Annotated in this window: 17 protein-coding genes; 6 read left to right on the top strand and 11 right to left on the bottom strand. The window is 50.6% G+C overall.

The annotated features are described in order from the left end of the window. Window positions 1–60: 60 nt before the first annotated feature. From V5T57_RS13440 to V5T57_RS13415, 6 genes are all read left to right on the top strand, one after another. The gene (locus V5T57_RS13440; protein ID WP_332891746.1) at window positions 61–669 is read left to right on the top strand and encodes a hypothetical protein; all 609 of its coding nucleotides are present in this window, start codon (window positions 61–63) and stop codon (window positions 667–669) included. Between the two features lie 136 nt (window positions 670–805). Continuing rightward, window positions 806–3,418: a DNA mismatch repair protein MutS gene (gene mutS / locus V5T57_RS13435; RefSeq protein ID WP_332891745.1), complete on the top strand. Its 2,613-nt coding sequence runs from the start codon at window positions 806–808 to the stop codon at window positions 3,416–3,418. A gap of 105 nt (window positions 3,419–3,523) precedes the next feature. Then, window positions 3,524–4,435 carry an SPOR domain-containing protein gene (locus V5T57_RS13430; protein WP_332891744.1) on the top strand — a complete coding sequence of 304 codons (912 nt, stop codon included), beginning with the start codon at window positions 3,524–3,526 and terminating at the stop codon, window positions 4,433–4,435. A 15-nt stretch (window positions 4,436–4,450) separates the two neighbouring features. Beyond that, the gene (locus tag V5T57_RS13425) at window positions 4,451–5,002 is read left to right on the top strand and encodes a gamma carbonic anhydrase family protein (RefSeq protein WP_332891743.1); all 552 of its coding nucleotides are present in this window, start codon (window positions 4,451–4,453) and stop codon (window positions 5,000–5,002) included. A 51-nt stretch (window positions 5,003–5,053) separates the two neighbouring features. Continuing rightward, the gene (locus V5T57_RS13420) at window positions 5,054–5,971 is read left to right on the top strand and encodes an SPFH domain-containing protein (RefSeq protein ID WP_332891742.1); all 918 of its coding nucleotides are present in this window, start codon (window positions 5,054–5,056) and stop codon (window positions 5,969–5,971) included. A gap of 2 nt (window positions 5,972–5,973) precedes the next feature. After that, on the top strand, window positions 5,974–6,420 hold the full coding sequence (locus tag V5T57_RS13415) for an NfeD family protein (RefSeq protein ID WP_332891741.1): 447 nt from the start codon (window positions 5,974–5,976) through the stop codon (window positions 6,418–6,420). Between the two features lie 63 nt (window positions 6,421–6,483). Here the strand turns inward: V5T57_RS13415 and V5T57_RS13410 are convergent, their stop codons facing one another. From V5T57_RS13410 to rsmD, 11 genes are all read right to left on the bottom strand, one after another. Beyond that, window positions 6,484–7,554, bottom strand: coding sequence for a DUF6765 family protein (locus V5T57_RS13410; protein WP_332891740.1), 1,071 nt, complete (start codon window positions 7,552–7,554; stop codon window positions 6,484–6,486). A gap of 129 nt (window positions 7,555–7,683) precedes the next feature. Beyond that, complete coding sequence (gene recQ / locus V5T57_RS13405) at window positions 7,684–9,504, bottom strand: DNA helicase RecQ (protein ID WP_332891739.1); 1,821 nt, start codon at window positions 9,502–9,504, stop codon at window positions 7,684–7,686. 531 nt (window positions 9,505–10,035) lie between these two features. Beyond that, a complete protein-coding gene (gene glyS / locus V5T57_RS13400; RefSeq protein ID WP_332891738.1) occupies window positions 10,036–12,138 on the bottom strand; it encodes a glycine--tRNA ligase subunit beta in 2,103 nt (700 codons plus the stop codon). A gap of 2 nt (window positions 12,139–12,140) precedes the next feature. Next, window positions 12,141–13,019, bottom strand: a complete 879-nt coding sequence (locus tag V5T57_RS13395) for a glycine--tRNA ligase subunit alpha (RefSeq protein ID WP_332891737.1) — start codon at window positions 13,017–13,019, stop codon at window positions 12,141–12,143. A gap of 249 nt (window positions 13,020–13,268) precedes the next feature. Then, window positions 13,269–14,855: an apolipoprotein N-acyltransferase gene (gene lnt / locus V5T57_RS13390; RefSeq protein WP_332891736.1), complete on the bottom strand. Its 1,587-nt coding sequence runs from the start codon at window positions 14,853–14,855 to the stop codon at window positions 13,269–13,271. Next, a complete protein-coding gene (gene ybeY, locus V5T57_RS13385; protein WP_332891735.1) occupies window positions 14,848–15,351 on the bottom strand; it encodes an rRNA maturation RNase YbeY in 504 nt (167 codons plus the stop codon). The genes lnt and ybeY overlap by 8 nt, the downstream gene beginning before the upstream one ends. Then, window positions 15,299–17,866, bottom strand: coding sequence for an HD family phosphohydrolase (locus tag V5T57_RS13380; protein WP_332891734.1), 2,568 nt, complete (start codon window positions 17,864–17,866; stop codon window positions 15,299–15,301). Before V5T57_RS13380 ends, ybeY begins: the two co-directional genes overlap by 53 nt. A gap of 174 nt (window positions 17,867–18,040) precedes the next feature. Beyond that, window positions 18,041–19,009 carry a PhoH family protein gene (locus V5T57_RS13375; RefSeq protein WP_332891733.1) on the bottom strand — a complete coding sequence of 323 codons (969 nt, stop codon included), beginning with the start codon at window positions 19,007–19,009 and terminating at the stop codon, window positions 18,041–18,043. Window positions 19,010–19,048: 39 nt separating this feature from the next. Beyond that, window positions 19,049–20,362 (bottom strand): tRNA (N6-isopentenyl adenosine(37)-C2)-methylthiotransferase MiaB, encoded by a 1,314-nt coding sequence (gene miaB, locus V5T57_RS13370; RefSeq protein ID WP_332891732.1) that lies wholly within the window; start codon window positions 20,360–20,362, stop codon window positions 19,049–19,051. A 42-nt stretch (window positions 20,363–20,404) separates the two neighbouring features. Next, window positions 20,405–20,896: a pantetheine-phosphate adenylyltransferase gene (gene coaD, locus V5T57_RS13365; RefSeq protein WP_332891731.1), complete on the bottom strand. Its 492-nt coding sequence runs from the start codon at window positions 20,894–20,896 to the stop codon at window positions 20,405–20,407. Window positions 20,897–20,920: 24 nt separating this feature from the next. Then, on the bottom strand, window positions 20,921–21,502 hold the full coding sequence (gene rsmD, locus V5T57_RS13360) for a 16S rRNA (guanine(966)-N(2))-methyltransferase RsmD (RefSeq protein WP_332891730.1): 582 nt from the start codon (window positions 21,500–21,502) through the stop codon (window positions 20,921–20,923). Window positions 21,503–21,505: the final 3 nt, after the last annotated feature.

Here is a 21,505-nt window from a genome sequence, read left to right as displayed (position 1 = left end):
CAACCTTCTGACTGGTCAACAGAAAGAGGGAAGAACACCTATCTGATTGGATTAAAGATCATGAAATTAAATCATCTCCTGATGATCTTAGCAGCCATATTTGTCATCTCCCCTCTCCTACATAGTGTTGAGGGCAACGGCATACTGCACCTGCTGTTTATGGGGTTTCTTTTCTGGGTTGGGTGGCAGCTGATAAAAAACAACCCTTTCACCCCCAAACAAGGTGACGATGACCCTAACAACCCCTTCCGTTTTGGAGCTGACGAGCAGGATGCCCGTCAGGATCAAGAGGAACCGACGCCACATTTGCAACGTCATGCCGAGCCTGAAAAACCACACCAGGATCTCTTTGATGATGAAGCTGCCCATGACGAACCTGAGACAGAAGATGTCCGCAGCCGTGTGCTCGCTCAGCTACAGATGGATAAGCTTAAAGGTCAGCAATCCACCATCTGGCATGTAACCCCTAACTTTGTCAGTAAAATGGGGCAACAGGTGGGGCGTTTTAAAGAGACCCCCATTCCCGAATGGATTGAAACCTCGGATGGTAAAATGGCTGAATTTACCGGCATTACCGATATCCGCTTACCCAAAGAGTGTGCATGCCTAGAGCTTATCGATCGTAAAGAGCTTATTATTCCTCCTGGCTTGGTCTACACCGTCACGTAACCACCTTCAGTTTCTCTTTCCTAGCCAATCGAACAAAAGTACCCCACGGGGTGCTGCGTGCTAGAGGCTTGAGATCAAATAGGCTATGATGGGGTTTTTTCATGACCTTACGATCTGAGACCAATTTGCGCACCTTATGAGCACCCCAAAACATACCCCCATGATTGCCCAGTACCTTAAGATCAAGGCCGCCTACTCGGAGACCTTACTGTTCTTTCGTATGGGTGATTTTTATGAGCTATTCTTTGAGGATGCCAAACAAGCTGCGGAAGCGCTCAATATTGCCTTAACCACCCGAGGCAAATCAGCGGGTGACCCTATTCCCATGGCAGGGATACCTGTGCATGCACTGGATAACTATCTGCACAAATTAGTCACATCTGGTTTTAAAGTGGCCATTTGTGAACAGATGGAACCCCCGGGAAAGAATAAGGGACCTGTGCGGCGTGAGGTTGTCCGTACCGTTACGCCGGGCACCTTAACAGAAGAGAACCTTCTAAGCGCGTGCGAGAACAACTATCTGGTCAGCTATCAACCTGCGTCCAAAAAACAGCCCCACGCCCTCGCGGCTCTCGATCTATCCACCGGTGAGTTTTTTACCCTTACGTTGGAGAATCACGATCATGTCGCCGCAGAGATTTCCCGTCTGGAACCCGCAGAGTTATTAATCCCAGATACGTTGGACGATATTGAAGGGCTCAAAAGCTGGCAAAAATGCCTAACACGTCGGGGTAGCTGGTCTTACGATGCTCACGAGGGTAGCCGAGTTCTGCTTGAACATTTTTCAGTTAAAAATCTAGAGAGTTTTGGGGTTGAGGATAGCCCAGCTTGCCAAGCAGCATGCGGTGCACTCATTCACTACTGCCGAGAAACTCAAAAAGAGGCCCTACCTCACATCACCGGACTTGCCCGCCTGCATCAGCAGGAAGGGATGGTGCTGGATGAAACCTGCCGGCGCAACCTGGAACTCAATTTCAGCCTTAAGGATGGCAGCCGCAAGATCAGTCTACTTGGCATTATGGATCGTTGTGTCACCTCTATGGGGAGTCGGCTGCTGGCACAGTGGATCAACCGCCCCTTGCAGTCGGTAGCGGCCATTGCGACTCGACAGGAGAGTGTCTCCTGGCTACGGGAGAATCTGGCAACCTACCAATCTATGCGTGATCAGCTTAGGCAGGTTCACGATCTGGAGCGTTTTTTAAGTCGGATTGCCCTTCGCCGTGCTGGCCCCAGAGATCTTGGTGGGCTTCGCCAAACCTTACATCGCCTGCCTGAACTGTACGATGCACTGACCCCTGCTCAAGGGCAAACGCTGGCGGTCCCTAGCCTATTAAGGGTACTGGCCGATCACTTCACTGGCCATGAGACCTTAGCCAAACAGTTGGCAGAGCAACTGGCAGAGGAGCTGCCCTTACAGCTTAAGGACGGCAATGTCATCCGCCCTGGCTATGATGAGGAGCTGGATAAACTCCGCAGCTTGGGCAAAGATGGTAAAGGCTTTTTAGCGCAACTTGAGGCTGATGAACGGGAAAAGACAGGAATCCCCAGCCTAAAAGTCAAATATCATCGGAGTTTTGGTTATACCCTAGAGGTCACCAAAACCCACTTGGATAAAGTGCCTGAACGCTACATACAGCGTCAAACCATGACCAACGCAGTGCGTTATGTCACAGAAGATCTAAAAACCTACGAAGAGCAGGTACTGACTGCTGAAGAGAAGATGCTTCAGCGCGAGCAGAGCCTGTTTGAAGCCATTGCAGAGCAGGTTGCTGGCCATGCAGAGGCTCTGCAAGCCACGGCTAAGGCAGTCGCGACACTGGATGTCCTGGTAAACTTTGCTCACCTGGCCGAACAGAATAATTACTGCCGACCGTTGGTTCAGGAAGGCACCATCATTGAGATCAACCAGGGCCGCCACCCAGTGGTTGAGCAGTTTTCGGAAGAGCCCTTTGTTCCCAATGATATCCGCTTGGATACTAAACAGCGTACAGGCCTGATCACAGGCCCCAACATGGCCGGTAAATCAACCATTATGCGCCAAGTTGCGCTGATTGTTTTAATGGCCCATACCGGTGCATGTGTCCCGGCAGAATCCGCCAAGATAAGCCGTGTCGATCGTATCTTTACCCGCGTTGGTGCCTCCGATGATCTGGCTGGTGGACGCTCGACCTTTATGGTGGAGATGACCGAAACGGCCCATATTTTACACCATGCCACCGATGCTTCTTTGGTTATTTTGGATGAAATTGGGCGAGGGACCTCGACCTATGATGGACTATCCATCGCGTGGGCTGTTGCCGAACATATTCATGTACGCTGTAAAGCCAAAACCCTGTTTGCCACCCATTACCATGAACTGACAGCATTAGAGTCCCAACTGGATGGGGTGTTTAATTTGACGGTTGAAGTAAAGGAGTGGCAGGATCAAATTCTGTTCCTGCACACCATCACCCGGGGTGCCGCAGACCGTAGTTATGGCATCCATGTCGCGCAATTGGCAGGACTGCCCAAATCGGTTACCCGGCGTGCACGGGAAGTCCTGGCTGATCTTGAGGAAAATGCGGTACAACATCCCGGTCACCCTGGCCAACCGGATCAGGAAGAACCGGTGTTTCAACCGTATCAACTTACGCTTTTTGGGGATCCTCCGCCCTCTCCTGCTCTCAAAGAGCTGAAGGGGATTGATCCCGATGAACTGACGCCCAAAGAGGCGTTAGAGGCACTCTACAGGCTTAAGGAGTTACTCTGAATCATGTTTACTCTGAGGTTTGTTAAATGGTTTTTAACAGTCATCCCCCTCTTTTTATTGGTGGGATGCTCCAGCACTCCGGCACCTCCTGTCGTCGTGGAGCAAGTGACCTCTCCGCCACCCAACCGTGTCGTTTTAAACTGGCGTACAAGAGAAGATGCCAACCGCAACCGCGCGGCACATGTTCAGGTATGGCTTCATCAGTCCCAACCTCAAGGGCAACAATGGCAAACCTTTTGGCAAAAGGCTATTGACCAACGCCTACCCGAGCAGGCTGCCACCGTAGCCAACCAGGTTGTCCGCTATCATTTAACCAGCATGCTTAACCAGGATGGTTCTCTTCTGACAATGGTATTGCGTCAAGCTGGTAAGGATAAAACCGTTTGGGTGGGTAACATGCCTGCTACCCCCCACAATGGCACCCAAGTAACGACCCAAGCCTTGGGTTGGATTGAGCGTTTTCTGACTGAGCAAGAACACCCAGTCACCCATTTTACATGGCAAGACACGCCGTTAAGCCAAGGGGTTGAGGTTATTCAGGCCTCGCTCAACCCCAGCACCTCAGGCATGGGTACACCACGCAATTTAGAAGAAAAAGCCGATGCCGAAATGGGTAAACGGACCCATCGCCATAAAGATCCTGATTCACATAAAGCAATCCCGTCTGAAACAAAACGGCAGCCTGCTACTAAGCCGAGTGTTATCACTGAGCAAACGGCAACGTCACAACGTGTTGAAAAACGCCGTTATGCCATTCAAGTGGAGTCTGACCGTAGCCCTTCCCTCGCTGAAAACAGCCGTGTTGCCCTGGAAAATCTAGGGTTACCAGCTTATGTTACCCCCACGAAGAGTGGCGATTGGTACCTTGTGCGGGTCGGCCCTTTTTTTGAAACACCTAAAGCACAAGCCGCATACGACACACTAAAACGTCATAAGATGTGGCAGAAAAAAAGCCTATACCCCGTGATTAATGGCCGCACGCGCTTTGAACCCAAAGCCGACGCCCTGTGGCACTAACCAAAGGGAAATCTTATGCCTATCTATCCTTTTGAAGGACGTTGGCCAAAAATTGACCCAACCGCTTTTGTTCACCCTGATGCCGTCATCATTGGTGATGTTGAGATTGGTCCTGAGAGCTCCATTTGGCCAGGCGTGGTTGTACGGGGGGATGTTAACTATATCCGTATCGGCGCCCGAACCAATGTGCAAGATGGAAGTGTCTTACATGTAACCCGCCCTAAACCCCACAAACCTGAGGGACTACCCCTGATACTTGGGGATGATATTACCATTGGGCACCGGGTGACCCTTCATGCATGCACCTTAAATAATGGGTGCATGGTGGGGATGGATGCCACGGTCATGGATGGTGCCACCATAGAAAGTGGAGCCATGGTCGCAGCGGGAACCATGGTGACCCCTGGAAAACAGGTTCAAACAGGGGACTTATGGATGGGCAGTCCGGCCAAACGGTTACGTGAGCTACGAGATAGTGAGGGGGAAGAGATAACCTCAACCACCACGAACTATGTCAGGTTGGGCCAACAGTACCGTAAAGAGCTGGCGGAGCTGGATAAGAAATAGTGTTAGAGTCCCCACTGATGGGGACTTTTTTTATTTGGGGGGAGAATTGCCATGATTGATGGGTTTGCCTTATTTAGCCTTATTTTGTTGGCTGTTATTATTCTATTGATTTTTATGGGGGTTAAAACCGTACCCCAGGGCAACCAATACACCGTTGAACGCTTTGGTAAATTCACCAAAACCTTACGTCCAGGTCTCAACCTGATCATTCCTTTTATTGATATGGTTACGTATAAGATCAATATGCGTGAACAGGTTTTGGATATTGAGGCGCAAAGCGTCATCTCCAGCGATAATGCCGTGGTACAAGCAGATGGTGTGGTCTTTTATCAAATTGTGGATGCCGCCCGCTCCAGTTATGAGGTCAATGACCTTAAGCTGGCCATGCGTAACCTCTGCATGACCAACATCCGATCTGTACTGGGTGCGATGTCCCTTGATCAAATGCTCTCTAACCGGGAAGAGATCAATGGCAAGCTGTTAGGGGTTATTGATCAGGCTACTGACCCTTGGGGAGTAAAGGTGACCCGTGTGGAGATTAAGGATCTTGATCCACCACTGGATTTGGTGGAAGCCATGAGCCTGCAGATGAAGGCCGAACGAACCAAACGAGCCCAAATTTTAGAAGCTGAAGGTACCCGCCAAGCAGAGATTTTAAAGGCTGAAGGGGAAAAACAGGGGGCTATTTTAAAAGCAGAAGGTGCCCGTGAGGCTGCGTTTCGTGAAGCAGAAGCCCGGGAACGCTTGGCAGAGGCTGAAGCCAACGCCACAAAAATGGTCTCCGAAGCCGTTAGAAATGGTGATGTTCAGGCGCTCAACTACTTTGTGGCAACCAAATATACAGATGCCCTTCAAAGCATCGCCAGCTCTGAGAATGATAAAGTGATCATGTTACCCCTGGAAGCTTCCTCCCTTCTGGGTTCATTAGGTGGGATTGCAGAGCTGGCCAAATCGGTCAAAGGGGATTAAGCATGAGTCTCATTGCAGATATCGCCCCCCACTGGGCTTGGATGATTGTAGGGCTGGTACTCATTGGCTTGGAGCTCTTTGTCTGGAGTACCTTTTTATTGTGGATGGGCATCTCTGCTTTTTTGGTGGGTAGCCTTGTTTACTTTATTCCGGAGTTTCCCTGGCAATGGTCTGTACTGCTCTATGGGATCCTCTCACTGATCTCCACCTATGTTGGCCGCAAGCTGTTTAAACCAGCAGAAGCAGGGGACCACAATGGCCTGAATGAACGGGGTCATCGTATGCTTGGTCAGGTTTACCTGGTCGAAGAGGCCATCACCCATGGACGGGGAAAAGTACGTATTGGTGATAGTTTATGGCTGGCCCAAGGTCCTGATTGTGAGGTCGGTACCCCCGTAAAAGTCATGGATGTACAAAGCACAACATTAATGGTCGAACGGGCTGAATAGAGCCGTGCATTTTATAGTTGGGAGGGTACCCGCCCCTCCCAAATTCCCTACCTAAAACCACGTTTAGGCACCACATATTCCATAATTGGGCAGAATGTTCTGTAACAGATGAAAGCGATGGGCTTTCATCGCATCGTGAAAAAGCTTCCAGTTACTGGTCAAAAAGCCATCAGGATAATCGTAAGATGGCTTGGTGGTATCCCCCCCTACCCCCAAAATGTCATATTTCCAGCCTCCAGGGTTCTCACCGATCACATATACAGGGCGCTCTCCCTTCATCTCGCCTGATACTTCTCCGGCCTCAATACTCTCTAGCCACTTTTCATGGCGAACGTCCCCATCAATATCCTGAAACGACTTAAAATTGTGCCGCATGTTTGCCAATATCGAGTCTGCAATACCATTTATCTGCGCTTCAGGTAGCCCTCTAAAGCGCTGCATGGCTTTACACATGTGATCCGCCGCCTCACAGAAATCTTGCGTATTATCCCGATCAATCACCTCATCCCGTCCATTAATATAGCGCCATTTTAGAAACGGCATATCTGGATAGAACCCTGCCTGGCCATGCCCCAATGTGGGCACCGCACTCAATATCACTTTTTCTTTTAACTCCTTAATGGGGCCACTAAAGACATCTGTTTCAAACTCATCCAGGTCTTTTACATCATTAATGTCATCTAAAATACCCGCGAAGCCTTGGTGTGCCCAGGTATCCGCATAAACATGCATGGTAATGCCTAACCAATGCAGTCGATAAGAGAGATCACCCTGCTGTTTAATAAGGTTATCCACCATATCCTGAGCGATATAACTGTTTGGTCGACAGACAATTTTTTGCAAAAAACTCATCTCTTGAGCATCACCAGCCTTTAGCCCTTGGTTCCCAGGTAAAAAATGAAAGGGCAACCAGACCTTACAATTTTTAGCGTCATCCATGTTGTTAAAGTCTAGCATTTCATGGGCAGAAACCTCCTGCATATACACCGCTTGGTTAGTAAATGTGATCGCCTCATCATGGGTGGCGTTGTCCACATATTGAGCCGCATAGGCGATGATGGATGCATCCTCTGCTGCAAAGCCAGCCAAACGGGCACACACATAGGTAACTGCGTGGTGAAAATCCTTTTGCATAGAACACCTCTCTCATTTGAGATTTTGCATAAAATAACAACATGCCTATGCTAAAGGTGCGCTTAATTATTTATGTTTTCAATATAAAACGTCTTTGTGCTTCATATACTCTTTAGGAATTTCTATGGGTTATTTTCCATCGTGTTCTGCGAGGATTGTCATCACATCACCGGCATACAGTTCCATTTTATGGGTACCAATACCTGGCATTTCATGGAGCTGACTGGAGGTTCGAGGACGGTTTTCCACGATGGCTTCTAAGGTAGCGTTACCAAAAATAATGTACGGGGGAACCCCCTGACTACAGGCAATCTCTTTTCGCCAAGCGACCAGAGCATCCCACAGTTGCTGATCACCATGGCTGGTAAAGGCGGTTTCATAGCGGCGTTTAAATACTTTTTTCGGCTTACGGGTTTTTGCTCGAAAGCGGATATCAAGCTCGCCACGTAAGACCGGACGGCAGGACTGCGCCAACTTAAGCGTCCGATACTCCCCTTCTACCCGAAGATATCCTTTAAATATAAGCTGCTTATAAATATCCATCCACTCTTTTTTTGAGTGCTTCTTACCGATACCAAAGGTACTGATACGGTGGTGGCCATTGCGTTCAATGCGCTCATCGTCATCCCCCACCAGGATCTGACTTAAATAGCTCATGGCAAAATCCTGCCCGGTACGAAACACACAAGAGAGCGCCATCTGTGCGGCCTCTTTACCATCCCAGGTTTTGGCAGGTTCTAAGCAGCTATCGCAGTTACCACACGGCTCTTCTCTTTGCTCACCAAAATAGTTAAGCAGCGCTTTGCGTCGACACTCTGTGGTTTCACAAAAGGCCAATAGACTATCGAGCTTCTGACGTTCAATCTCTTTAAATTCTAGTCCAGCGTCAGATTGATCCATAAACCAATGGAGCTTAGCGACATCTTCATAGCCAAACACCAAAAAAGCATTGGAAGGCAAGCCATCACGCCCGGCCCGCCCTGTCTCTTGATAGTAAGATTCAATGCTTTTAGGTAGATCTAAATGGGCGACAAAACGCACATCGGGTTTATCAATCCCCATACCAAAAGCAATGGTGGCACAGATGATCAACCCCTCTTCTTGTAAAAAACGCTGCTGATTACGCTCTCGTTCTCCATGAAGCAGCCCAGCATGGTACGGCAGTGCAGGAAACCCCTCTTGACTTAGCCACGCGGCAACCTCTTCGGTACGCTTACGGGACATGCAGTAGATAATACCGCTATCCCCTTTATGCTCCTGCTCTAAAAAACGTTTAATCTGCTGCTTGCCATTATCTTTAGGCAAAATCCGGTAACGAATATTTGGACGGTCAAAACTGGCCACAAACTGCTGGGCATTTTCCAATTGCAGGCGGTGAACCATCTCCTCCCGGGTTCGTTGATCGGCTGTTGCCGTTAAAGCAATGCGAGGTACTGATGGAAAACGTTCAGCTAAGGCAGAAAGGCCAAGGTAGTGGGGTCTAAAATCATGTCCCCATTGAGAAACACAGTGGGCTTCATCAATGGCAAATAGGGCAACGGGCATTTTCTCCAGCATTGCCAATGTACCCGGAAGCAACAACCGCTCCGGGGCCATATAGAGCATATCTAATTCGCCATGATGAATTTGCCGAAAAATCTCTGATGCTTCAGGTGCTTCAACCGTGGAGTTTAGGTAGGCCGCCTTTACACCCACCAACTTTAACGCCTCAACCTGATCCTGCATTAAGGCAATAAGTGGCGAAATAACGATACCAATGCCCTGTCTGAGCATCGCCGGAATTTGAAAAGTTAGTGATTTGCCCCCCCCAGTTGGCATGAGCACCAGGGCATCTTGACCGGCTATAACCTGTTCAATGACCTCACGTTGGAAACCACGAAACGCGGGATAACCAAAGGTTTCCTGAAGAATAATCAGCGCAGGGTCTGAACTGGTTGCATGGGGGGACATGGAGGGATAATCGCCTGGCTAGTCGGTCTAAGTTCCTTCTAAACGACCGAACAACGACACTCAGCATCCTGCCGAGAAACTCAAACACCACCCAGTCAAAAAAACGCAGGGCGGGGATGATTCAAAATGGGGAAAATCATACGCCGCGGGTGTGTTGCAACAGTATTGGGGGATGAATCACCCCTCCCATCCACAACACCCTACCGCTTGAACACACAAAGTCGGGCCTGTTGTTGCTAAAACCACAGTCGCAACATCAATGCTCAAAAGCATCCAGCTTAAAGCAGCTATGAGCCCTAGCCTTGAGACACCGAGGAAGGGAAACCTCACACACGGGGCAAAACAGGTGATCTACCCGTAGAGCCTTATAAAGGCCAACGGTTGTTCTCAAACCGACATAAAAACTGAACCATAAAAGCCACGCCCGGTTAACGGGCCCTAACCATCAACCTCATCACCCAGATAATAGAGCAAACAAGGCCCTGCGTTTAAACACGCAGGGCCTCATTATTATTGGGTCCAGCGATGATCTTACTTCTCTGCGACCACCAAACAGCTTACATCGGCAACTTCACGGAACAGGCCCAAGACCGAAGCGAGCAAACGAAGACGGTTTTCACGGACGGCCTGGTCTTTGTCCATAACCATCACGTCATCAAAGAAGGAATCAATCACACTTCGTAAAGAGGCCAAAGCCGTCAAAGCATCGGCATAACGACCTGCTCGGCTATGATCCCGAACCGTTCCTGCCACATCAGCCACAGCGTGAGCTAAACCTTGCTCGGCAGACTCTTTAAGGACAGTACCATCCACAGCAACGGTGAGGTCAACACTGTCCTCTTCCAACTTGGAAAGGATATTAGCCATACGTTTATTGGCCGCCACCAGCGCTTCATAGGCGGCATCCTGCTTGAAGCTGACCAGAGCATTGACCCGATTAACGGCATCCCACAAATCATCCAGGTTTAAAGCCTGCACCGCTTCAATCAGATCATAGTCAATGCCTTCTGATTTCAAATGTGCTTGCAGACGCCCATAGAAGAAATCAAGCACAGCATCCACCGTCTGAGATTCACCAATCTCTAGACCAATTTCCCCATACTGGCGGTAGGCTTCTTCACACAGCTTACGCAACGGCAAGCGCAAACCATTTTCCTGAAGGATCAAGCGTATGACACCCAGCGCTGCGCGCCGAAGGCCAAAAGGATCTTTGGTTCCCGTCGGGGTAATCCCCATACCAAAGCAGCCCACCAGTGTGTCCAATTTGTCGGATAGCGAGACAATGCGCCCACACAGACTTTCTGGTAGATCATCCCCAGCACCCGCAGGCATATAGTGCTCTCGAATCGCCAGCGCGGCAACTTCATCGGTGTCCGATTCACGGGGTAGGTAGTACCCTCCCATAATGCCCTGGAGCTCTGGGAACTCGCCAACCATGCCCGTGACCAGATCACATTTACTATAGAGACCGGCTTTTTCAGCAATGGCTGCTTTCTCAGGTGCCACATAGGCTGAGATGGCACTGCATAGATGGGCCATACGCTGAGATTTTTGGAACAATGATCCCAACTTAGCCTGCCAAACAACCTTCTCCAGGCTAGGCAAACGGTCGGTTAAACGTGTTTTACGATCTTCAGCCCAATAGAAGGCAGCATCTTCCAAACGTGCTTTCAAAACCCGTTGGTAACCTTTAACCAGAACGGTTTGATCTGGCGTTACCATATTGGAGATGGCCACAAAGTTGGGTTTTAGCTGGCCGTTGGCATCCACCACAGGAAAATATTTTTGGTGGTAGCGCATGGAGGTTGTTAATACCTCTGGTGGAATTTCCAGGTAGGATTCATCATAGCTACCCAAAACCGCCACAGGCCACTCGGTCAATGAAGCATTTTCAGAAACCAGAGCTTCGTCAGGGGCCACAACCCCATCCACACTCGCGGCTTGCTCGGCCATACCCGTACGGATAGCAGCCATGCGATCTTCCAGTTTAAGCATCACTTTGCCATCAGCCATCGCCTGCTGATAACTGGCAAAGTCTTGAACAGCAACAGAACCTTGCCCCATAAAGCGGTGGCCGGTCACCTCGGTGGTATAGCGAACATTATCTGCCAACTCCACCTCAATTTGCTGCCCACCCAGTAGGGCTGTAATGGTCTGTACAGGGCGAACAAAACGGGTCTCACCATCGCTCCAACGCATGGTCTTTGGCCAGGGCAACCCTTTGAAGACAGTGTGCAAAACACCCGGCAGAACATCTGCGGCTGTTTGGCCAGGCTGCTTAATGGTATAGGCCAGATATTCACCTTTAGGGGTCTCAATTCGCCCTAACTGGTCAACATCAACCCCACACCCACGGGCAAAACCTTGCGCAGCCTTGGTGGGGTTGCCTTCCGCATCAAACGCGGCTTTTACAGCGGGTCCCCGCCGTTCTTCTTCAAGATCTGCCGTTTTGTCATCCAGATCTTGAATAACCACCACCAGACGACGCGGCGTACCCTCACTCTGTATGCGATCAAAACCAAGCCCAGCCTCTTTCAAGGCTGCACTGGTTAACTCTTTGATGGCTTTAATTGCCCCAGGCAACATGCGTGCAGGGATCTCCTCGGTACCGATTTCCCACATAAACTCTGCCATGATCAGCCCTCCTGCCCCTTCAACAGCGGGAAGCCAAGCTTCTCACGCTGTAATACATATGCCTCAGCCACATTTTTTGCCAAATTCCGCACCCGCCCAATATAACGGGCACGCTCTGTCACACTAATAGCCCCACGAGCATCCAGCAGATTGAAGTAGTGGGAACTTTTAATCACATGATCATAAGCGGGGACCGGTAATTCAGCCTGGGCCAGACGCAGCGCTTCCTGCTCATGCGTGGTGAACAGAGTAAACAGCATCTGTGTATCAGCTTCAGAGAAGTTATAGGTGCTGTAATCTACCTCATTCTGCTGGTAGACATCGCCATAGCTTAACTGACCGTTGTAGTCCAGATCATAGACATTCTCAACGCCCTGAATATACATACAGAGACGCTCCAGCCCGTAGGTCAGCTCTCCAGAAACCGGCTTAAGGTCAATGCCCCCTACTTGCTGGAAGTAGGTAAACTGGGTCACTTCCATCCCATCCAACCACACTTCCCAACCCAATCCCCATGCCCCCAGGGTGGGAGACTCCCAATCATCTTCAACAAAGCGAATGTCATGCTTGTTGGCATCAATCCCAATTTGCGTCAGAGAGTCTAAATAGAGCTGCTGGATCTCAGGTGGAGAGGGTTTAAGAATGACCTGAAACTGGAAATAGTGCTGGAGACGGTTGGGGTTTTCCCCATAACGACCATCTGTCGGACGCCGAGAAGGCTGCACATAGGCTGTTTTCCACGGCTCAGGGCCCAACACCCTCAAGAAGGTAGCGGGGTGGAACGTACCGGCACCCATCTCCATATCATAGGGCTGGTGCAAGACACAGCCTTTATTGGCCCAGTAGTTCTGTAATGAGAGGATGAGGTCCTGGAAAGTCACGGACGCCTCCGATGGCAGTGAATTCTATAGCGTCTTCCACGCTGGGATGAAACATGGAAAGGTACCATATTGCCTGAGTTTCAAAAAGGTGAAATAGAGATCAATACCGCTTTGTAAGCACGGATAGCCCCAAAAAAACGATCGATACTTTATCTTGCGTGGTTCAGGCTCTTATTTGCGGAAATCGATAGATGCAAACACCAGGCAGCAGGTAAATAAACGTACACATTCAAGACACACGACGCCCCCTTATCCAGAGTGTGACCGCCGCCAACGCCCCCACTGTACCGCCAGGATGGATAACATCAGCAGCCCCGACCAAAACCATAATTCCCACGCCCCCCAACGGCGATAAAAGCTCCCCCCTTTAGGCGCATGGTTTACCGTGTGTATGGCCATAGCAGGTTGGTTTGAGGGTAAGGTTCCAACGGTACGTCCATAGGCATCAAAAGAGGCACTGATACCTGTATTGGCCACCCGCACCAAGGGAAGACGGTTTTCAATGGCCCTTAGACGTGCCATCTGTAAATGCTGAGTCTTGGCAGAGTGACCAAACCAGGCATCATTGGTGGCATTAATCAGCAGCTCGACCCCCTGGTTGGCCAGCTGCCGAACCTCTGCTGGAAAAATCACTTCATAGCAGACCAAAGGCCCCAACACCCCTAAAGAGGTCGGAATGGCTTGGGGACCAACCCCCATGGAAAAGTCCTCTTTACCCGCCGTCAGTTTAGCGATGCTATCGGGCAACCACCCGCGTAACGGTACATATTCTCCAAAGGGTACAAGATGGTGCTTATGGTAGGTCTTTATCCAGTCACCTTTTTGGTTAAACAGAGCCAAAGCGTTGTAATAGCGATAACGGTGACTCTTGCCCTTCACCGCATGGGGAACCCCAAACAACAAGGGCACCTCTAGGGTGCGGAGCACATTGGCCATACGATCCCAACGTGCAGGGTAGGATTGTAAAAAATAGGCCAGCGCAGTCTCAGGCCACACCACCAGATCCACAGCTTGACCAGCCGCTTCCATGGTTAAATCTAGATAGCGCTCCAGATGCTCCTCATGCCGCGCCTTATCCCACTTATTCAGTTGAGGTACGCCTCCCTGAACTAAGGCAATGCGGTACTGTTTTTCATCAGCCGATATTTGGAGTTGAGCCTCCCCATAAAGGTGCCCCGCCGTAAGCACCACGCTCATAACAACCAACCAGCGGGTGCGTAGACGTGCACTAAGGGTAGGATCAAACACCACCCGGATAACACCCGCCATCAACAGCGCCAAAAATGAGAGCAGGTAGATGCCCCCCAGATCCGCTACTTGAATGAGGCTTGCCCAGTTCATCCAGATCATACCGCTCTGGTTCCAGGGAAATCCGGTAAATAGATAACCCCGCAGCCACTCAGCACACACCCACAGTGTTGCCACCACAATGGGCAGCATAACCGCCCTTGGACGCAACCAAGCCAAGGCACCAGCCACCAACATGGGATAAATGGCAACAACCGCAGCCAACCCCACCACCCCAAGTACACCGGCGATCCAGGGTGCACCACTGTTGGTGGAGAGCGACTCAATCAGCCAAGTAAAGCTTAAGGAAAAGTGGAACAGACCAAACAGATAGCCCAGCCATAAAGCCCGTTTCACCGTGCAACGGTGCAAGACAGCCAACCACAAGGCAAACCCTGCCATTGAGGCCCAAAACCAACCTTGTGGTTGAAAACCTAGACGGGACAAACCGGCCGCCCCGATGACCAACAAGGCATCTGGATGTAAAAACAGCGCCTGCAGTTTTGCTGCAAGACGCTGTATCCATAAATCTTTTTTAGGGTCAAGCATAGGGATTGGCAAGACCTAACTGGGCTAAAATGGTCACTTCCCGTGCTTCCTGTTGATCGGCTTCAGCATCAGAACGTTCATGATCATAACCGATCAGATGTAACGTTCCATGAACCAACAGGTGCGCCAGATGTTGGGCAAATGCTTTATCCTGCTCTTCAGCTTCACGGGCAACCGTTTCGTAAGCCAAAATAAGATCCCCCAACGCACGAGGCTCCCCCTCCATCAAAGGAAAAGGCTCTTCCTCATCCTCTTCCATGGCAAAAGAGAGAATATTGGTGGGCTTATCCTTCCCCCGATATTCAGCGTTTAAGGCTTGCACTTCGGCATCGTCCGTGAGCAGGACACTCACCTCCAGATCATCCATCTGCCAGCCATAGGCAGGGGAATCCGCCAAGAGAGACTCGGCCTCCAGGGTGGCCTCAACCACCTGCTGGATCCGTTCATCCAGACTTGGCCATGCTGGATGCGGCGACTGCACCAAGACTTGGCACATTAGCGGCCCCCTCTCTGGGTGGTTTGCGTATTTCAGGGTAAGCAATACGACGATGGTAAAAGCCTAAGGTCAACACCCTTAAGAAGGCCTCTTCAATCACAGCCAGTTCACGCATGGTCAACTTACAATCATCCAACTGACCATCACGAATTTTATTATTAATAATACGCCGGACCATGGCTTGGATCTGAGCTGGCGCAGGATCCTTCAAAGAACGGGTGGCCGCTTCGACCGAATCGGCCAACATCAGAATACCCGCCTCTCGGGTTTGAGGTATGGGCCCAGGGTAGCGGTAATCGGCATCATCCACCGTTTCACCACGCTTGGCAGCCTCATTCAAGGCTTTGTTGTAGAAGAACTGCAACAAAGAGGTTCCTTGATGGGTACGAATGGCCTCCTCAATGGGCTCACCCAGCTTAAACTGACGGGCCATGGCAATGCCGGCCTTAACGTGAGACATAATAATTTTGGCCGACATGCTTGGAGAGAGCTGATCATGCCGGTTGGCTCCGGACTGGTTCTCAACAAAATAGGCTGGCTTGGCCATTTTACCGATATCATGATAGAGGGCCATAACCCGAGCCAACAGCGGATTGGCACCAATTTTCTCAGCGGCTTCCTCCGCAAGGTTCCCCATCATAACGGAGTGATGATAGGTACCCGGAGAACGCATGGAGAGTTCTCTGAGCAAGGGGTGATCCCCCGCAGCCAACTCCATAAGGCGAGAATCGGTGGTGATGTTGAATAGAGACTCCATCAACGGGATCAACGCCAAAGCGAACAACCCGGAGAGCAGGCCACTGACCAACGCCATGACCATATAAACAGTCCAGTCTACCGAGGGTGCATTCCCCATAAGTAGCTCAACAGCAGGTACCACCAAAATTTGAGCAATCCCAACGGCTAAGCCGCTGCGTAACACATCAAAACGTTGGCGGCAGGTTCTTAATGACAAGCCCCCGACCAGAGAACCAATCATGTAATAGACAAAGAGTGGCAAACCACCACCTGCCAACTGTGAGGTCAGGAAAGAGAGCACCGTACCAACAACCATGGTACCACCGGGTAGAGAGACCCGAGCCCCAATGATCAAGGAGGCCAAAGCAGAGCCCATCGCGACAGGCGGCAGATAAAACACACTCTGGGCAGGCCACTGGAACACCCCAGCCATGCCTTTACCCAATGCAAAGGTAAAGGCGCTAAGCGACGCGCTGACCACCAGCAAGGTTCCCAAAATTTCCAAGGTCAAACGATCTCTTGGAAAAGCTGCTGCTGTACGCAGTAGAAACAGACGACCGATGTAGAGGAACAGAGCCACCGTCATGCACAGCCCTGCAATACGAATCCACTTCACCTCATTCAGGTCCCCTTTATTAAGGGCCGTGAGCTTTAGCTGGGTATTTTCACTAACAACTTCCCCTTCCCGAACCACCATCTGACCTCGGCGTACCCGTAAAAAGACCTGGTCAACATCCTCTTCAGCTTGCAGTTGACGCTGTCGGGTTTCCGCACTGTTGTAGGTTAAATTGGGGCGCAGGTACTCTTGAATCTGCTCCACAATCCACATGCGTAAAGCGGGGTCCAGATCAGAAAGATGGCGGGTTGAACTGTCCCGAATGAGCACAGCCAGCTGTTCCAGGGTCACAACCCGGTCTGGAATGGTCAGTCGGAACTCTTTGGGGTTTTCCAGCGGGTGTAAGGTAATGGGTTTACGCTGTACACGCGTTTGGGTCGACGCATCCGCAACCACCCAGTGATGGGTGTGGGATTTCAGCCAAGTCTGTATGCGGGCTTGGAGATGCTCAAACCCAGGGTTTAAACCTTTAGGCTGAGCAAACAGAGCCATGGGGGAAGTTTTGGTTGCTTGTACCAAAGCATGGGCGGCACGCTCACCTTCATCCACCTGATCCGGCGTCTCAATTGTCGGGGGTAGCGGCGGCTTGTCCGCCTGGGTACGTGCCACCAGCAGGGCCTGTGTCAAACCACTAATTCTGAGAAGCTCTTGCAGGATGGGTGTGGGCAAGGTATAGCGCTCAGCCCATTGATACTCAAGCTCTTTTTGGTTAGGCAAGGCACCAGAACGTGCCAGTTCGTGCATGGCACCATGCAGCTCTACCAGACGATCTGTAATGCCACCACTCAGGCTGAGCACCATGTTGGCATCCCAGTCAAAAACCGGGGGTACCGCTGAGACCGCCTTTAAACGACGCTGTTCGGTTGCTGAGCGATCTTCAACCAAGATATCCCGTTCAGCTTTGATATTACGGGTGGCGACCTCCCCAACCTCTAACACATGGGGCATATGCCACGCGTTGGGAGAGTAGATGGTTGCCAAAAGCCCTACCAAAAGCGCAAAGCCCCCCCAACTCCAGGCCCAACTCTCCCGTAGACCGATTAAAGCCCGTTTATAGAAGGGTTTTTGCTCCTTCTGTTCTGGGCGCAGACTCAAAGAGATACTCAGCCGATCATCAACTGCCTGATCCTGAGGACTAGGTTTGTGTGTATCTTCAGCCATAAGGCTCAATATGTCCCTGCTCCCAACCGCGATCTTATGAGATCTCGTGTGGGAATCGGTAGCCGTTTTAGCAAGTACTTATGTACTGCCATGGAAAGGGGCGCATAACTCACTGTTTACTCCCATTCCCCACCTTGGGCAAGCGAATTCTTAAATTGCAGCCCTCACCTTACCTTATTCAACAGGTCGTGGTGCGTGCTCATCATAAGCCCGCACAATACGTTCAACCAGTTCATTCCTTACTACATCTCGGGCGGTAAAGCGTGCAAAATGAACCCCTTCCACACCTTTAACTACCTTCAAAGCCTGCACCAACCCTGAACTCTGCCCGCGGGGTAAATCAATTTGGGTAATATCCCCTGCCACCACCATACGGGCACTTTCGCCCAGGCGGGTTAAAAACATTTTCATCTGCTCATTCGTCGTGTTCTGCGCTTCATCCAAAATAATAAAGGCTTCACTGAGTGTTCGCCCCCGCATGTACGCCAGTGGGGCAATTTCCAACTCACCACCCGCAATCATTTTTTCAACTTTTTCTGATCCGATCATGGCATACAGCGCATCGTAGAGAGGTCGCAGATAAGGATCAATTTTGGCTTGCAGATCACCCGGTAAAAAACCCAGGTTCTCGCCAGCCTCTACCGCGGGGCGGGTCAGGATAATGCGTTTAACCAACTGCTCTTGCCAAGCTTCAACCGCAGCAGCCACAGCCAAAAAGGTTTTACCCGTTCCTGCAGGGCCCACGGCAAAGGTCATATCATGCGCCCGCATGGCATCCACATAACGCGCTTGGCGGTTGGTCCGGGGGTAGATGCTGACACGAGGCGTTTTAATGGCACGATCACCATCATACAATGGCTCAATATGCTCATCTTCCAAGACAGCACGAATGCCATCTTCCACCCGTGTCATATCAACCTCTTCACCAGCCAACAGTTTTTCATAAAGCGCCTTAAGCAAGCCAACAGCCTGCTTTAAAGAGCGTTTACGCCCTTTAAGCAGCAGCTCATTGCCCCTGGGCAGGATGGTAATTTCCAACCTCTGCTCAATAAGCCGAAGGTGTGTATCGCCATCCCCAAACAGAGCCATAGCATGCTCATTATCAGGAAAAGAGAGATGATCCACATGGGTGGTTTTGGACATGAACACCTCGTACTAGGCTTAAACCAAAGGAAAACAGAGCTACACCAACCGCCCTTTTAGACTGTTGGGCAGACCCTCTTCAATCTCAACATCAACAAACTGGCCGATCAACTCGGTGGAGCCCGGAAAATTAACCTTACGCAACGTACCGGAACGACCAGAGAGAACACCATCGCCCTTTTTGGCCAGACCTTCGACCAACACCGATTCAACTTCACCAATACGCGCCTGATTACGCTTAAGCTGCTGCGCATTCAGGAGACTTTGCAGACGCTCCAGGCGATGACTCTTTTCGGCTTCCTCAATTTGATCCGGCAAATCCGCCGCAGGTGTACCCGGACGGGAGGAGTATTTAAACGAGTAGGCATGATCAAAACCCAGGCGGGTGATCAGATCCAGCGTGGCTTGAAAATCCTCTTCTGTTTCACCGGGAAAACCGACAATAAAATCAGAAGCCAACGCGACATCTGGGCGAACAGCACGGATTTTATCGACCCATGCACAGTACTCTTCAACGTTATGACCACGATCCATGGCCTCTAAGATCGCATCTGAGCCACTTTGAATCGGCAAATGTAGATAAGGGGCCAATTCATCAATCTCACCAAACACCTCAACCAGATCGTCATTCATGTCCACCGGATGTGAGGTCACAAAACGGATACGCTCGATCCCCTCAACTTCAGCCACCCGGCGAATTAACAAGGCCAAGTCATGCTCAACCCCGTCACGGTCAGAGCCCGCATAGGCATTGACATTTTGCCCCAACAACATGACCTCTCGCACCCCCTGACGGGCCAGAGATTCGGTCTCTTCAAGAATAGCCTCTACAGGGCGGCTCCACTCCCGTCCTCGGGTATAGGGCACCACACAGAAGGCACAAAACTTGTCGCACCCCTCCTGCACTGTTACCTGCCCCATCACACCTTCAGAACGTACCTCAGGAAGATTATCAAACTTATCGACTGAGGGAATATCGTCGGCAATAACCCGTGTCTCCCCATCCAGAGCGCGCTGCATCATCTGGGGGAGTTTATGATAATTCTGCGGCCCAAAAATCATGCGAACATAAGGAGCCCGGCTAAAGATGGTTCGACCTTCCGCCTGCCCCACACAGCCCCCAACAGCCAGGATGGTACCCTTTTCGGCCAATGGCCGTAAACGTCCCAGCTCAGAGAAGAGCTTATCCTCTGCCTTCTCCCGGATATGGCAGGTGTTTAGAATGATTAAATCCGCTTTTTCAGGATCATCCGTACTTTTAAAGGCATGACTTTCAGCCAGCAAATCCGCCATACGGCCAGAGTCATAGCTGTTCATTTGACAGCCAAAGGTTTTAATGTAGAGATGCTTCAACAGTTGTCCTCAGTTTTTCCAAAGAAGGCCTAAGCCTTTATTCTAATGCCGTTTAAGCGCCTCACGCAGAGGCTGCATAACCACGGAGGGTACAAAAGGGGTCACATCCCCCCCCATAATGGCCACCTCTTTGACCATACTGGAAGAGAGGAAGGTATTCACATCATCGGCCATTAATAAAACCGTTTCGATGTCTGGAGCCAATTTACGATTCATCGTGCCCATTTGAAACTCATAATCAAAATCCGTCACCACACGCAAGCCCCGTACGATCGCACAAGCCCCGACTTCACGCGCTGAGCGTACCAATAGACCATCCATAGGCAACACCGACACATTAGGGAACTCTTGCAGCGTCTGTTCAAGCAGAGAGACCCGCTCACTGACATCAAACATGGGACGTTTACGAATATTAACAGCTACACCAACAACCAACTGGTCAAACAACTTACTGGCCCGTCGGATAATATCAACATGCCCCAGGGTAACCGGATCAAATGTACCTGGATAAATGGCTGTACGAGACTGGCTCATCAGATTGCCTTCAATCACTAAATGTTAGCTACCCAGAAAGGTGAGCATAGATTGGCCATAGCGGCGTTGTTGCCGGATATGCCAAGGGCCCTGATCCAACTTAATTTCGGCTTCAGGCTCATGTTCAGCGATAATTAACAATCTGTCATGGTCCAGAATACCCCAGTGGCTCAACACGCCCAAGGTGCGTGAAACCAAATCTTTACCATAAGGTGGGTCCATAAAGATCATATCGGGACGCCACGCTGCTTGAAAGCGTTTCTGTACTTTTTTATCCAACGTCTCAAAACTACTGGCCCGATCTGCCTCCCCCCTATGGAGAAAGGTTTGATGATCGGCGCTAACCTTTTGGATATTACGGCGGATCAAATCCACCGAGGCAGGTGCTTTTTCGACCAACACCGCAGACTCTGCCCCCCGTGATAACGCCTCAAGAGCCATGACCCCACTACCGGCATAGAGATCCAACCAGTGACAGCCCACCACATCCTGCTGAAGAATGTTAAAGAGCGCTTCGCGGGCCATCACAGCTGTAGGACGTACTTTACGATCTTTGGGGGTTTCCAAAGACCGTCCACGCCACTGTCCACCTGTCAGTTTTAACATCCT

This window comes from Magnetococcus sp. PR-3, assembly GCF_036689865.1.
Taxonomy (GTDB): Bacteria; Pseudomonadota; Magnetococcia; order Magnetococcales; family Magnetococcaceae; genus Magnetococcus.
This window is presented reverse-complemented; position numbering and strand designations above follow the sequence as displayed.

What these genes read in the sequence shown, in the direction of transcription:
- V5T57_RS13440 (WP_332891746.1), top strand. Translation starts at nt 61, where the DNA reads ATGAAATTAAATCATCTCCTGATGATCTTAGCAGCCATATTTGTCATC.
- mutS (WP_332891745.1), top strand. Translation starts at nt 806, where the DNA reads ATGAGCACCCCAAAACATACCCCCATGATTGCCCAGTACCTTAAGATC.
- V5T57_RS13425 (WP_332891743.1), top strand. Translation starts at nt 4,451, where the DNA reads ATGCCTATCTATCCTTTTGAAGGACGTTGGCCAAAAATTGACCCAACC.
- V5T57_RS13420 (WP_332891742.1), top strand. Translation starts at nt 5,054, where the DNA reads ATGATTGATGGGTTTGCCTTATTTAGCCTTATTTTGTTGGCTGTTATT.
- V5T57_RS13415 (WP_332891741.1), top strand. Translation starts at nt 5,974, where the DNA reads ATGAGTCTCATTGCAGATATCGCCCCCCACTGGGCTTGGATGATTGTA.
- V5T57_RS13410 (WP_332891740.1), bottom strand. Translation starts at nt 7,554, where the DNA reads ATGCAAAAGGATTTTCACCACGCAGTTACCTATGTGTGTGCCCGTTTG.
- recQ (WP_332891739.1), bottom strand. Translation starts at nt 9,504, where the DNA reads ATGTCCCCCCATGCAACCAGTTCAGACCCTGCGCTGATTATTCTTCAG.
- glyS (WP_332891738.1), bottom strand. Translation starts at nt 12,138, where the DNA reads ATGGCAGAGTTTATGTGGGAAATCGGTACCGAGGAGATCCCTGCACGC.
- lnt (WP_332891736.1), bottom strand. Translation starts at nt 14,855, where the DNA reads ATGCTTGACCCTAAAAAAGATTTATGGATACAGCGTCTTGCAGCAAAA.
- ybeY (WP_332891735.1), bottom strand. Translation starts at nt 15,351, where the DNA reads ATGTGCCAAGTCTTGGTGCAGTCGCCGCATCCAGCATGGCCAAGTCTG.
- V5T57_RS13380 (WP_332891734.1), bottom strand. Translation starts at nt 17,866, where the DNA reads ATGGCTGAAGATACACACAAACCTAGTCCTCAGGATCAGGCAGTTGAT.
- V5T57_RS13375 (WP_332891733.1), bottom strand. Translation starts at nt 19,009, where the DNA reads ATGTCCAAAACCACCCATGTGGATCATCTCTCTTTTCCTGATAATGAG.
- coaD (WP_332891731.1), bottom strand. Translation starts at nt 20,896, where the DNA reads ATGAGCCAGTCTCGTACAGCCATTTATCCAGGTACATTTGATCCGGTT.
- rsmD (WP_332891730.1), bottom strand. Translation starts at nt 21,502, where the DNA reads ATGTTAAAACTGACAGGTGGACAGTGGCGTGGACGGTCTTTGGAAACC.